The organism is Palleniella muris, assembly GCF_004792655.1.
Taxonomy (GTDB): Bacteria; Bacteroidota; Bacteroidia; order Bacteroidales; family Bacteroidaceae; genus Prevotella; species Prevotella muris_A.
This window is the reverse complement of the sequence record NZ_SRZC01000010.1, coordinates 1-14,963: the sequence shown is the minus strand read 5'-3', so window position 1 is coordinate 14,963 and position 14,963 is coordinate 1. Positions and strand designations below refer to the sequence as shown.

General features: G+C 49.7%; 7 protein-coding genes. 4 read left to right on the top strand and 3 right to left on the bottom strand.

The genetic code is table 11. The annotated features are described in order from the left end of the window. Positions 1-63 precede the first annotated feature (63 nt). The 3 genes from E5358_RS07090 (at position 64) to E5358_RS07080 (ending at position 3,458) form a co-directional block, all read left to right on the top strand. Positions 64-1,047, top strand: coding sequence for an HlyD family secretion protein (locus tag E5358_RS07090; RefSeq protein WP_135939538.1), 984 nt, complete (start codon positions 64-66; stop codon positions 1,045-1,047). A 94-nt stretch (positions 1,048-1,141) separates the two neighbouring features. Then, entirely contained in the window at positions 1,142-2,281 is a 1,140-nt protein-coding gene (locus E5358_RS07085; protein WP_135939630.1) for an ABC transporter permease, read from the top strand. Positions 2,282-2,294: 13 nt separating this feature from the next. Continuing rightward, positions 2,295-3,458, top strand: coding sequence for an ABC transporter permease (locus E5358_RS07080; RefSeq protein WP_168354608.1), 1,164 nt, complete (start codon positions 2,295-2,297; stop codon positions 3,456-3,458). 1,065 nt (positions 3,459-4,523) lie between these two features. On the opposite strand, the gene E5358_RS07075 is transcribed toward E5358_RS07080, so the two are convergent. Genes E5358_RS07075 through E5358_RS07065 form a run of 3 tightly spaced genes read right to left on the bottom strand, consistent with a single transcriptional unit; the run spans position 4,524 to position 12,194 of the window. Next, positions 4,524-6,779: a glycoside hydrolase family 3 C-terminal domain-containing protein gene (locus E5358_RS07075; protein WP_135939536.1), complete on the bottom strand. Its 2,256-nt coding sequence runs from the start codon at positions 6,777-6,779 to the stop codon at positions 4,524-4,526. A gap of 7 nt (positions 6,780-6,786) precedes the next feature. After that, positions 6,787-9,300, bottom strand: coding sequence for a glycoside hydrolase family 2 TIM barrel-domain containing protein (locus E5358_RS07070; protein WP_422121068.1), 2,514 nt, complete (start codon positions 9,298-9,300; stop codon positions 6,787-6,789). 26 nt (positions 9,301-9,326) lie between these two features. Further along, positions 9,327-12,194, bottom strand: coding sequence for a TIM-barrel domain-containing protein (locus tag E5358_RS07065; RefSeq protein WP_135939534.1), 2,868 nt, complete (start codon positions 12,192-12,194; stop codon positions 9,327-9,329). A gap of 1,511 nt (positions 12,195-13,705) precedes the next feature. Between E5358_RS07065 and E5358_RS07060 the strand changes: the two genes are divergently transcribed. Next, the coding region (locus E5358_RS07060; RefSeq protein ID WP_135939533.1) for a radical SAM/SPASM domain-containing protein at positions 13,706-14,963 on the top strand (1,258 nt) is incomplete at its 3' end.

Below are 14,963 nucleotides of genomic sequence, written 5' to 3'. Positions count from 1 at the left end.
GCAAATGCAACAGCAGTATGGATTTTCAAAACAAAAAACACCGAAAAACAAAATTACAAAGATATGAACGAGAAGCAGCAAAATAAGAGTGTGATGCTTGCAGTGGTGGCATTCGTACTCGTGGTTCTTGTAGTAGGCGCGATTGGTTATTTCACAATCGGCACGGCAAAGGAAGAGATTCAGGGCGAGATAGAAGTGGAAGAATACCGTGTGTCAAGCAAAGTCCCGGGACGCATCCTGGAACTTTGCGTCAAGGAGGGTGACTATGTGAAGGCAGGAGACACTCTCGCCATCCTCGACAGTCCGGAGATAAAAGCAAAGAAGGCACAGGCGGAAAGTGCCGACGATGCGGCACAGGCTCTGTCTGACATGGCACAGGCAGGTGCGCGCCAAGAGCAGATACGCGGTGCCTATGAGCTTTTCCAGCAGGCAAAAGCCGGCGCCGACGTGGCAAGGAAAAGCTATGAGCGCATCCAAAGGCTGTTTGACGAGGGTGTGGTGACAGCCCAGAAGCGTGACGAGACTTACGCTGCATACAAGGCTATGGAGGCACAGATGAAGGCGGCAAAGAGCCAGTACGACATGGCGGTCAACGGTGCGAGAAAGGAAGAGAAGCGTGCTGCTGCGGCACAGGTCAACCGTGCCAAAGGTGCTGTGCAGGAAGTGGAGGCTTATATGCACGAAACTGTACAGATAGCACAGATGGACGGTGAGGTCAGCGACATCTATCCGAAACTCGGAGAGCTCGTTGGCACGGGCTCCCCTATCATGACAATATCCATGATGAAGGACATTTATGCCACTTTCAACATACGTGAGGACCAGCTGAACGGCATGAAAGTCGGTGACACATTCGCAGCTTTCTGCCCGGCATTCGGCAAAGAACTCCAAATGAAGGTCTACTATATCAAGGACCAAGGCTCTTACGCCACATGGAAGGCGACAAAGTCCAACGGACAGTATGACCTCAAGACATTCGAGGTAAAGGCACGCCCTCTCAACCCGTTTGACGGCTTGCGCCCGGGCATGACACTTGTAAAGAAATAAGCATAGTACGGTTCCACAAAACACAACCCCACACAACAATCGTGGGATGGCATAAAAAAACGAGACAAAACCATTGAGAAGACTTGCTGACATAATGCTGCGCGAATGCGGAAAGATAAGGAAGAACCCTATCTATCTGCTCAGTATGGTTGTCCTGCCACTGATTGTAATGCTGTTCTTCACATCACTCATGAGCGAAGGACAGCCACAGGATATGCCTGTGGGAGTGGTGGATTTGGACAACTCTTCCACCACACGCGCCATCGTACGCCGCCTTGACGGCATGCAGACCTCACACGTCGTGGCGTATTATCCTTCGGCAAGCGAAGCGCGAAAGGCGATACAGCATGGCGAGATATACGCTTTCCTGTATATTCCGCAAGGAACGACCGAGAAACTCCTTGCGGCACGCCAACCGACAGTGTCGTTCTACTACTCCAACACCTCACTGACAGCAGGGGCATTGCTCTTCCGTGACCTCAAGACTGTCACCACTCTTGCCGGAGCTGCCGTGGGGCAGGCGACAATGCGGGCAAAGGGATTCACAGAGAAACAGACAATGGCGTTCCTGCAACCGATTACCTTGGACACACATCTTGTGAACAACCCTGTCACAAGCTATAACCTTTACCTCTCCACAATGCTCATTCCGGCGGCAATCATGCTCTTCATAATGATTCTTACCACCTACACCTTAGGAACAGAACTGAAAGAGGGCTGCGGAAAAGAACTTATGGAACGTGCCGGGGGAAATGCCTTTATTGCCACCGCAGGCAAACTGCTGCCACAGACATTGCTGTTCATTGCAATGATGCTCATCCATGCATTCTACCTCTTCGGAATGCTCGGATTCACCCATGAAGGCGGTCTCACGTGGATTCTTGTCCTCAATGTGCTCGGTGTGCTTGCAGGACAAGGCTTCGGAATTGCCATCTTCGGACTAATGCCCTCCATGCGCATGTCAATGAGCGTATGCTCCCTGTGGGGCGTGCTCAGCTTTTCCATGATAGGAGCGGCATTCCCTGCCTTCGCCATGGATGCTCCTTTGGAAGCCCTTGCATGGCTTTTCCCGATGCGCCACTATTGGCTTGTCTACTCTCTTAACATCTTCAACGGCTATCCTTTGGCAGACTCATGGCTGCACATTGCCACACTTCTTGTCTTTGCCCTTATGCCATTGCTGTTCATAAACAGGATAAAAAAGGCATTCGAGGAATATATCTATGTCAAATGAAAGGAGGAAAAGCGTGAACAAAATATTCGGACATATACGGCAAATCTGTGCTATCTGGCAGCAGGAAGTGACAAGTATGCTCAAGGACGAGGGCATGCTGCTCATCCTTTTGCTAATCCCCCTTGCCTATCCCGTGCTTTATTCCTGGGTGTACAACAATGAGGTCGTGCACGAAGTGCCGGTTGTCATTGTCGACAAGAGCCACTCCTCGCAAAGCCGCAAGTTCATTCAGATGTACGATGCCTCACCGTCTGTGAAAGTATGCTGCTATGCCAACAACCTGAAAGAGGCGCAAGACATCGTCGGTCATCAGAAGGCTTATGGCGTGCTCTATTTCCCTGAGGATTTCGCAAAGCGCATCAACCGAATGGAACAGGCGACGGTAGGCGTCTATTGCGATATGTCACTGATGCTCGCCTACAAGAATGTCTACCAGACTGCTACCACTGTCCAAGGACTTATGGGAGCGGAAATACAAACAAAGCTACTCGGCAACCACACCACACGTGAGGACGAAGTGGCGACACAGCCGTTGAATGTTGAGGAAGTGCCCATATTCAACACTACTGGTGGTTACGGAAACTTCATCCTGCCGGGAGTCCTTATACTCATCCTGCAACAGACTCTGCTGCTCGGTATGGGACTTTTCATCGGCACAACGCGTGAGGAAAACGGCAGAATCATACCGCGAAACCCTCTGTACAGCAACTCGCTGAAGGTAATAGGAGGAAGGTGGATGGCGTATATCCTGCTTTACACGGTGCTCGCCACTTACATCCTGCTCGTCATTCCGAAGATGTTCTCTTTCGTGAGCATCATCTATTGGAAAGATTTTCTGCTCTTTATCCTGCCTTTCCTCATGTCATGCATCTTCTTTGGCATGACTACAATGAGCATCATCCGCCGGCGTGAGGACGTTTTTCTCATTGTTGTTTTCACAAGTGTGCCACTGCTTTTCATAGCAGGAGTGTCATGGCCGGCAAGCAGCATACCGGAATTTTGGAGATGGCTGAGCTACCTTTTCCCCAGCACTTTCGGCATAAAAGGCTTCATTGCCATGAACTCCATGGGTGCAAGGATAGAGGACATTAGTCCGGAAATCACAGCCTTGTGGGTGCAGACGGCAGTGTATTTCCTCACCACCGTCGCTATTTATCACCGTGAGATGAAGAAATAAAGTCATTCACGTAAGATATTATAGTAAGACTGAATAGATTTGCAAAAATATGCAAGTGCATTGCTCATGGTTTTCCAATTACCCAATGACTACATTTTTGTATAATTCCCATGTCCTACAGTAACTGTCGTGCAAAGTGTGGCGGAGCCACAGCCCTTATGGTAACCGCGGGCTTCAGCCCTGCGGTAGGGAATAGTCCATACATAACGTGTGGCAGCGCCACACTCCTTTATGATTCATCTTCGCACAATCGTATGAAAGTGGATTGTTGAGGGGCGTGCCGTCTGTGTGTATTCGGCATAAAGGAGTGTGGTTCCACCACACAGCGTTTGAGTCGCTTGACTGTCCTCACGGCTAAAGCTGGAGGTTACCATAAGGGTTGTGGCTCTGCCACACTTTGCATGGAGATGTTGACAATAAGGTATGAGTGTTTTCGCAAATCAATTTTGTTTGACCATAAAAGTCAGAAAGTGTATCCCATGAAAAGGAACCGCATCAGCGTTTGAAGAAGGGTTGCTTTAGGTGCAAATCAGTGGTTGCTTAAACACAAGAATTAGAAAACTCACGCTGTTTTTGCCCTCTGAGAATCGCGAAAAAACAAATTCAAAAGGAAAAGTTGGAAATATCGCCTGAATTCCACCTTTCTGCAATACCATTACAAATCAACAAGTTACACACTTTGCAAGATTACAAAGCAAAAAAAAGCACTGCAATTCGTTACCTTTTAATTCGTTTTTGGTAACGGATTGCAGTGCTTTTCGTATCGTTTTGCAGTGTGAAAGGTTATCTTTTGTGCTGCAAAAGGCTATTCTTTACAATGCGGAAGGTTACCTTGCACACTGCGGAAGCATACTTTCCGGGGAAAAAGGCGTTACCTTCCACCTTGTGATTGAAAAACAATCAGAAAACTCAGACATATTTTTGTTGCAACCATCAGCATCCGGAACACATGCACTGCCTTTCACAATTTAATGTTCCTCGGTGTGATAAAACTCATTTCTAAATAACGTGAGCCCAACGAATTAGCAACTATCGAGCTCACGTTAGTTGATGTTTCAGTATAAGTTATTTCTTATAAGCAAGCTGCGCCTTGCCACGGATGTCGGTTGAGGAAGAGCCTATGTAGATAGTGAACTTTCCTTCTTCGGCAGTCCATTCGTGAGCTTTCTCATCGAAGAACTTAAGGTCATCGACAGTGATTGTGAACTCCGCCTGTGCCGTTTCTCCGGATTTCAGGGCGAGTTTCTTAAAGCCTTTAAGCTCTTTCAGAGGGCGAAGAACGGAAGCCTTGTCATCACCGATATACAGCTGAACGACCTCGCTGCCGTCAACTTTTCCGGTATTGGTGACAGAAACAGCCACTTTCACAGCCTCGCCGTCAGCGATTGTCTTTGCGGAAAGTGACGGTTTGCCATAAGCAAAGGCAGTGTAGCTCAGTCCGTGGCCGAAAGGATAGAGTGCCGGAATCTTCTTTGTGTCATGCCAACGGTAGCCGACAAGGATGTCCTCCTTGTACTCCACCTTCGGATTGCGTCCGCCATTGAGCACCGAACCCGGGATTGCCACAACATCATCCGTGCTGCTTTCCACTCCCGGGAATGCCGGTTTGCCAAAAGAGTTTGCACCGCAGTCCTCCAGTTTTGCAGGGATAGAGTAAGGCAGTTTGCCTGACGGATTGACCTTTCCTGAGATTACGTCAGCCATAGATGCACCGCCCATTGTGCCAAGATAGGACGCATGGAGAATCGCCGGCACTTTTTTCACCCACGGCATGGCATAGGCGTTGCCCGAGATGTTTGCGATGATTACTTTCGGGTTTATTGCCAGCAACTTCTCGATGAGAGCATCCTGACCGTAAGGAAGGTTGTAGGACTTGCGGTCAGTGGACTCGCAATCCTGCCAAGCGTTCTTGTTGAGTCCGCCGATGAATATGACCACATCAGCACTTTTTGCCATTTGCAGAGCCTCATTGACCAAAGAGTCGCTGACATTCTGTGGGATAACGTCCGCATGCTCATACATGGCACGGCCTGAAGTGTAGCCTTTCGCATACTTTACCCTACCCTCTCCGTAGACCTCCTGCAATGCAGCAAGCGGTGAAATGTAATCCTTCGGCTTCAGTTCCGATGAGCCTCCGCCGTCGGTAAGGCGGCGTGTGGCATTCTCACCGACAACAAGTATTGTGCCATTGAAATCCGTTGACAGAGGAAGTATACCGGTGTTCTTAAGCAATACGACAGACTCGTCACCGATTTTCTTGGCAGCAGCATAATGCTCCGGTGTGCAAAGCGAACCGAAAGGCTTGCCGGTGTTCATCGCAGTGCGGAATATCAGGCGGAGTATACGGCGTGCCTTCTCGTTGACAACATCCATAGGAACCTCACCTTTCTTAATCATTTCAAGATAACCGTCTGCCAGATAATAGTTGTTATAGCCGAATTTGCTCTCCGAGGTAAGACCGTTTGTATAGGTTCCCATCTCTATTTCAAGACCGTTGAGAGCAGCCTCGCGAGTGTCATGGGCACCGCCCCAGTCGGTTATTACGCAACCTTTGAAGCCCCATTCGCCACGCAGGATGTCGTTAAGCAAGCGCGAATTGTGGCAGCAGTACTGTCCCCAAATCTTGTTGTAAGAACCCATCACGCTCCATGCGCCACCGTCGACAACGGCTTTCCTGAATGCCGGAAGATAAATCTCGTACAGTGCGCGGTCGCTGAGCACAACATCCACCGTACCGCGCCACTGTTCCTGATTGTTCAAAGCGAAGTGCTTCACACAGGCAGCGACACCGTTCTTCTGCAATTCCCTGACATAAGGCACAACCATTGTCCCTGCAAGGCAAGGGTCTTCGCCCATATACTCGAAGTTGCGTCCGTTGAGCGGGCTGCGATAGATGTTCACACCGGGACCAAGGAGCACATCCTTCTCACGGTAGAGAGCCTCCTCGCCGATTGCTTTTCCGTAGAGGGCAGACATCTCAGGGTTCCATGTCGCAGCCAGCGCGGTGAGTGCCGGGAATGCCGTCACGGAGTCATTGGTATGGTTGGCATAGCCCCAATCGTTCCAATTAATCTCCGCACGCACGCCGTGAGGTCCGTCGCTCATCCACAGTTCAGGGATTCCGAGACGTGCCACACCTGCTGTTGAGAACTTGCTTTGTGCATGACTGAGTGCTACTTTCTCCTCGAGAGTCATTCTTGAGAGTGCATCCTCCACGCGGTCTTCTATCTTTGCGTTGCGGTCAAGATAGACAGGAGTCTGCGAGAAGCATAATGCGGCGTTCATGGCGCATAATGCCGAAATGAATAGTTTCTTGTTCATATCTCAGTTATTTTGTTTTGATGTTTATTCCAACCGATTCAAGTCCGGGCGCAGAAGCCTTTATTTTGCAAACGCCTTCGCTGCCATTGCTTTGGACGATAAGCAGGGCTTTGCCGTAGAAAGCCTTGCGCGAGTCTGCCTTGAAAGGCTCATGGGATATAGGGCTGCCGTTGTCCACACCGGCATTGAAGGCTGTCCCTTCGACGGAGAATGTTATTTTGTCCGTCGCCCAAGGACAAACCATACCGTCCTTGTCCACCACTTCCGCAGTGATGTAGCAGAGGTCTGTGCCGTCAGCGGCAATCTCCGCCCTGTCAGGCGTAAGGCGCAGATGGTGAGGAAGCCCTGCCGTGCGCACCTCTTTGCGTGCAATCTCCACACCATCCTTCCTGCTTACAGCCGTCAGTGTGCCCGGCTCGAACCTCACTTTCCACGCAGCGTGCAGACGGTCGTCTGTCTTTCGGGAAATTCCTTGTGATGCTCCATTGAGGAAAAGCTCCACTTCGTCGGCATTGTTGTAGTACGCCCAGACGTCCACCTCCCTGCCTTCCTCCCAATTCCAGTGTGGGAAAAGGTGCAGGACAGTCTTCTCCCTCTGCCATTCGCTTTGGTAAAGATAGTAGACATCCTTAGGGAAACCGGCGAGGTCGATAATGCCGAAATAGCTGCTTCGTGCGGGCCAGCCGTACGGAGTAGGCTCACCGAGGTAGTCAAAGCCCGTCCACACGAACTGCCCCGTAATAAACTCATTGTCACGCACATGCTTCATCGTGCCCTCATGGGTGTTTCCCCACGGCACATGGCAGTTGTCATACGAAGAGCAGGACAATGAAGAGTCGAAGAAAGGCTTGTCCCAACGCTCCGGCCATACGAACATCGTGTCTGCCGGCATACGGTAATAGCCGCGCGTCATGAGGGCGGAGACACTCTCGGTGATGTTGAAAGGCTTTCCCGGAAAGTTCTTCGGCACATCCTTGAACCAATCGTCGTGGTAGTTGAACCCTATTATGTCAAGGGCGTTTGAGCGGAAAAGGTGGTTTCCCGGATTAGGCTCGTTGCATCCTGCGGTAATGGGGCGTGTCGTGTCAAGTGCGCGCACACGGTTGGCGAGTTTTGCCGTAATGAGGGAATTGACGGACATTTCCTCGCCTTCCCCTGCCAGTTGGTCTTTTGAATGCCCGAAATTCAGTATCAGATTCGCCTCGGCAAGGCTCAGAGTGTCTGCCTTTGCGTCACTCCATTGCTCAAGAACCTCATTGCCGATGCTCCACATTATCACAGAAGGATGATTGCGGTCACGGCGCACAAGGTCGTCAAGGTCGCGCTCATGCCATTCGTCGAAATATCTGGAATAGTCGTGCGCGCTCTTGCGTTTGCGCCACATGTCGAAACTTTCGTCCATGACGAGGAAACCCATTCTGTCGCAAAGGTCAAGCAACTCCGGCGCAGGAGGGTTATGGGTGCAGCGTATGGCATTGCAGCCCATGTCTTTAAGCATTCTCAGTTGGCGTGTTATGGCTGCCGTATTGACAACAGCACCAAGCGCACCGGCATCATGATGCATGCACACACCGTTGATTTTCATTGCCTTGCCGTTAAGCGAGAAGCCTTTCACGGCATCGAAACGGAACGTGCGGAAGCCTGTTGTGGTCGTGTAAGTGTCAAGAGTCTTGCCCGTCTTGCTGTCAATCACGGAAGAAACGACAGTGTAAAGGTTAGGAGAATCCACATCCCACAGTTTCGGATTGCGGACATTCACCGACTGTTTTGCCACGGTACACTTGCCCTTCGGCAGTTTTTTGCCAGAGGAAACGCTCGCAACTTCCTTGCCGCCGGCATCGATGACGGTTGTCACAAGGCGCACTTTCCGGTTCTTTTGTGAAAGGTTTTCGATGTTGGTCTCTACGTTCAGCATGCTGCCCTCGGACATTACAAATGTCCCGTCTTTAGGAATATGCACCTCATCCACAATCCGCAGCCACACATTCCTATAGATTCCGCAGCCGGAGTACCACCGTGAGTTGGGCTGCTCGGCATTGTCAATGCGCACGGCAATGACACTCTCACTGCCGCCGGCGGACAAGCAACCGGTCATGTCATAGCTGAACGATGCGTAGCCGTAAGGGCGAGTGCCGAGAAAAGTGCCGTTCACAAAGACGGAAGCATTCATGTATGCGCCATCAAAGTCAACAAACACACGCTTGCCGGCAATGTTTTCCGGCAGGCGGAATGTCTTTCTGTACCACCCTATGCCACCCGGCAATGCACCGCCACCCGTTCCCGAAGGGTTATCGAGTGAAAAACTGCCCTCTATCGCCCAGTCATGTGGCAGCGAGAGTGCACGCCATCCGCTGTCATCGTATGTGGTTTCCTTTGCCTCAGGCGAATCACCAAGACAGAATTTCCAGCCACTGTTAAAGTTCCGTACACGCAAGTCCATGGGACAAGAAGGCTCTGCACCCTGAGCAACCAGGGTACAGAGCGAAACTATCAGAACTAACCAAACCTTACTTATATTCATAGTATTATAAAAAGATAAGTAACCATTTACAGTTTCACAGAGACTTTCTTGCCGCCATATTCTATTTTCTTTCCTTCCGGCATTGTGTCGAAAGAGGCAGGATTGTTGCGGTCAACCTTCACAATGGTGAATGTCCGCTTGGCAAGCATTCCCGGGAACTTTCCTTTGCGTGCACCTATGGTGAGCGTGGAAGCGGCATCATTCCACAGGAAATCTATTGTCGCATATGCGCCTTTCTCGTAATTGTAATTGTTGTTCTCGTCCTCGTAAAGCGTGAACTTGCCGTCCTTGCCTGCATAAACGTACAGCTTAATCTCCTCGGCAGGCTTCTGGTCACTCCACTGAATGTCAGGACCGAAAGGTACAATCGAACCGCCGCGCACATACAACGGCATGCGTGAATACGGCGCATCAACGGTTTTCATGTCGCCACCTGTGATGCTCTTGCCGGTATAGAAGTCGTACCACACCTCGCCTTGTGGGAAACAGACATCACGCTTGCGAGCGTTGTACTCCGTGACAGGGGCTGCCATAAGCGCAGGACCGAACATGAACTGATCCCAAACATCACGGGTGCGCACATCAGCCGTGAAGTCCATCACCAGCGGACGCATCATTGTGTAGTCGTTGAAATGCACCATGCCGTTCAGGGAATAGATGTACGGCATCAGACTGTAACGCAGTTTTGTGTAGTAAGTCATTGACTCGTAAGCAGGATGTGTCTCCGGCGCGATGTTGAAAATCTCACGGAAAGGCCACTGTCCGTGGGCACGGTAGAGCGGACAGAACGCACCAAACTGGAACCAGCGTGTGTTAAGCTCACGCCACTCCTTCAGGTCGGCGTTCTCAGTGCCTGTGGTGTAGAACTCCTTCTGTGCTGCAACATAACGGTCTTCGACACAGAAGCCGCCGATGTCCATTGTCCAGAACGGAATACCGCTGACGGCAAAGTTCAGTCCTGCCGTCAGTTGGGCACGCATATCCTCCCAACGGGTGGCAATGTCACCGCTCCATGTGGCGGTGGAATAACGCTGCTGACCTGCAAATCCCGAACGTGTGAGGAGGAAGACGCGCTTGTCGTCGGCTGTCGTTGTGCGCTGTCCGTCGTAGATAGCCTCAGCATTCATCAGTGCATAAGCATTGAAATATTTTGCCGAAGGCCCGAGAGCGGTAGGCGTGCAAAGGTCTTTGCGATACTGTATGTCCACACAGTCGCGTATGTTCGGTTCGGAAGCGTCCATCCACCAAGCATCTATTCCGAGAGGATAATAATGGTCTTTCATCTGTGACCAGAACAGTTTGCGCGCTCCGGCACTGTAAGCATCATAGAAAGAACCCAGGTAGCCCGGTCCCACCCAGTCACGTATGGAGTCCTTGACAGCCAGCTTGTACATCCAGCCTTTGCGGTCAAACTCCTTGTAATGCTCCGTGGTGGCATAGAATTTCGGCCATACGGAAATCATCACTCGTCCACCCATGTTGTGTATGTCGTCCACCATCTGCTTCGGATTCGGGAAGCGTTTGCGGTCAAACTCATGGCTTCCCCATGAATTTTCCTTCCAATGAAGCCAGTCGATGACAATGTTGTCGATAGGAATCTGACGCTTGCGGTACTCCTTCAGCGTGGAGAGCACCTCCTCCTGAGTGTTGTATTTCTCACGGCTCTGCCAGTAGCCCATAGCCCAGCGCGGCATGACCTGAGCCTTGCCCGTCAGCGTGCGGTAGCCGTGGATTACGTCATCCATATTGTCGCCGGCAATGAAATAGTAGTCTATCATGTCCTGCATCTCGCCCCACCAGCGCATCTGGTTCTTCACATCGTCAGTGACAGGCTTGTAGACACGCAGTCCGCAGTAAGCCACTCCGCCGTTAGGAGTCCATTCTATGCGTACCGGAGTGCGCTTGCCCTTCACAAGTTTGGCGGAGAACTTATAGCTGTTTGGATTCCATGCCGTGCGCCAGCGTTCGGGGACAAGCAGTTTGTTGTCGATGTAGACCTTCTGATAACCTGAGTAATAGAGGATAAAGTCAAACGTTCCTGTGGCATCCGCCTCGATTTCTCCCTCATAGACAACCTTTGAACCATTGAATTGGAAATCCTCAGGGAGATTCACCACGTGTGCAAGGTCACCGCGTTTCAAGTGCTCAAAGTATATGTTCGGCTCCTGTTTTACAAGGGTTGTGCCGTCCTTGGCTGTGTATGTTCCGGTGAGATTGCCCTTCTTTCCCTCCTTATCATATAATGTGAAGGCTTCGCCAAGCTGCAGATAGTCGTCAGGATTGCCGAAACGGCACAATGAATAGCTGTCCCACAGCACGCCATAGCCTCCTGTGGAAACGACGAAAGGCACAGAGACCTTTGTGTTATACTGGAAGAGTTCCTCGTTCTTTCCCTTGTAGTTCCATTCGTTAGCCTGATGCTGTCCGAGTCCGTAAAGTCCCTCTTGGTCGTCAGGCGACGCCCATGTCTGGGTGACGGTGTAGGCTTTTGTGCCTTCCACCGTTATCGGCTTGAAGCTCCTTCCTCCGTTGTTCTCCGCAAGCAGCAGCCTTCCCTTGCTGTCGTAGAAGCTCACCTGACCGTCGGAGTAGTTCACCGCCACATTCATTGCAGGGGTTTTCAGCACCACACGGTTGCCCTCGTCCTTTGTGGAGAAGGCAGAATACTTGCCTTGGGGAAGAACCACAAGGCTCTTGCCGCCTGTGAATCTTCCACCCTCCGGCACTGCCGACACTCTCGCCAGCTTGTCACCGAGAAGCTCGACGCGGACATTCTGCCCTGCCTGCGTATGCAGCACGATACCGTTCTGTACCTGCTCATACTTATCGCTTGCCTGCATCGGCAACACCGCTGCCAATGCTGAAAACAAAATAGCATTTCTGAATAGATGCATAAGAATAATTCGTTAGGTTTTGATTTCCGTTGCAAAATTAGGCAAAATTCTTCATATAACATAAAAATATTGTTTTCAATAAGATACAATATGTTACCACGCATTATAAAAATGTTATCATAAAGGGGGCTATTTGTTTTTTCACAGTACGAAATATGCATTTTCGTACCAACAATAATGTATCAGAGCATGTCCTCATGCGGATTCTGAAGATTAATGCAGATTATCCTCATGAAGCCTGTATTCAGCGGACAAATATATCCCAACCACAACACCGTTTCACGGTGCTTTGGCAGCGTTTTTCGTTGTTCTGCCGAATTTGCGCTATCATATAAAACCCAAAAATGCCATAAAAAGCACCGTGAAACGGTGACTCTTCATTAACTTTACCTTTGCATTCAGTTAGCAGACAATTTGTAGGGGGAAACCGCATCAGCGGCTGAAGATTGTAGCTTTACCTTTGCATTCGATTAGCAGGCCCTGTGCAGGAGAACCGCGTCAGCGGTGACGATACAGTAGCCGTGGGTCGCAACCCACGGATTGTAATCAAAATATCTACAACCGACCGATTTATCGGTCGAATAGTGAGCACGTTTCCCTTTATTCGACCGATAAATCGGTCGCGATTAACCACTTGCATCTATCTCCCGTGGGTTGCGACCCACGGCTACTATCTTCAACCGCTACGCGGTAGGCTTATAGAAAATTGTTGTTCTGCTAATTGTTGTTTTCTATCTTACAGAGATGTACTTACATCATGAAAGTTGAAATTCTTGGAATTTGCATTTTGACACAGCCCCACCCATAGCTGATGTGTGCCTCATGGAAGCAAAGCACACCTCAACTGTGTGTGTGAATCACCGTTTCACGGTGCTTTAGATGATATGGTTAAGTCCGCAGAATAGTTACAGCTCCACATATTATTATAATTTCGTCACGCTCATGTCTATCTACATAATTCATACGATTCCGTTATGAGAATCGCAAGTGCCTGTGATAGAGCGCAAGCGCAGCGATGACAACGAAGGACATAGTGAATCCAACTTCCAAGACGGACAAGCAAACTTTGCACCAACGGGACAGCTCTGAGCTTTATTTGAAACACATTCTTGAAATGCCTGAATTGCTAAACATGCAATATACCAATATCGTATGCCACTGTATCATCCAATATAAGCGGGATGCATTTGAATCATGATGACCATGCAAAGGCAGAGTTCTTTGCACGCAAAACCGAAGGCTGTGCATTTGGAAAAATCAAGAAAGCTGCAACTTTTTAGGGGTGTTTTTGTCCCGAATTTGCGTAAAATCACAAAAAAAAAGCCAGCAATATAGTATCAATCTTCAAAATAATCACTACCTTTGCAGCGTTACCTCAAAATAGCAAGTCCAGACCCACTTTTTTGAAACACTACCCTCGGGTGATTGTGTTATAAGTGTAACACCTGCTTCGGGTGACATCTATATCGAAGAGTCTGTGAAATGAACAAATTAAAACCTTAACTATTACTATGCTGCGAGTTTCCTCATACATCATATTTGTAGATTTGGACGATGACAGCGTTATGCTGCTGCATGGATATGCCGGCTCCATAGACATTGTACCTCGTTCCGTTGCCGATATGTTGAGAAGCAGGGAGTCTGTTTCTTGTTCCGATTTCGGTTCCGAGCTTTTTGAAGGGCTTGCAAACAGGCGATACCTTACCCGACTGTCACAAGAGGAGGAGAACGACTATTTCCGCCGTATGGCTGTTGCCTTGCACAAGAAGGATATGCTGCTTTACGCCTCCTACACTTTTGTAGTCACCTACGACTGCAATTTCAGATGTCCTTATTGTTTTGAGCGCGAACTTGTGAAAGGAACGCATAAAAGACATGCCATGACCATGGAGATGGTGGACAAAGCGTTCTTGGCAATCAGGGAGATACAGAAAAGCAAGCAGCGCGAAAGCAAGCATATAGTGCTGTTTGGCGGCGAGCCGCTGCTGAAGGAAAATTCGGAGCTGGTGGAATACATAGTGGCGAAGGGCGCGGAAGCCGGCTTCACGTTCAGTGCCATAACCAACGGCTATGACCTTGACGCATTTGTCCACCTGTTGGCACCGGACAAGATAAGGTCCTTGCAGATAACAATAGACGGCACAGAGGACATGCACAACCAAAAACGGCTGCATAAGGATGGTGTTCCGACATTCAAGAAGATTGTTGACAATATCGGCATGGCCATTGACAAGGATATTGCCATCACAATACGCTTCAACACCGACAGGAACAATTTCCCACAACTGAAGGAGCTGAAAGATTGTTTCGATGCGCTTGGGTACACCAAGCATAAGAAGTTTGCCATAGATTCCGCACGTCTTGAGAACTTTGACGAGTCGCTTGACAATAAGGACAAACAGGCATTCCTTTCGCAAAAAGAATTCATAAAGAAACACGAAAGCCTTGATTTTGAATATGGATGCCATGACTATGCCACTTATGGCAAAATCTACCGCTCCATATACAAACAGACTCCGTTGCCATACAGGTCGACATTCTGTTCTTCCCAAATAGGCGGCTATGTGTTCGACCCGTTTTTCAAGATTTATCCTTGCTGGGAGGTTATAGGTGAGCGCGACTATTGCATCGGCGACTATTCCGGCAGAGTGCCTGTATGGGATGAGCAGCGTCTAAACTACTGGCATGAGGACAACATTTCCAAACATCAGGCATGCAGCACCTGCAAGTGCGCTTTGTTGTGTGGAGGCGGATGCACCGCCCATAATA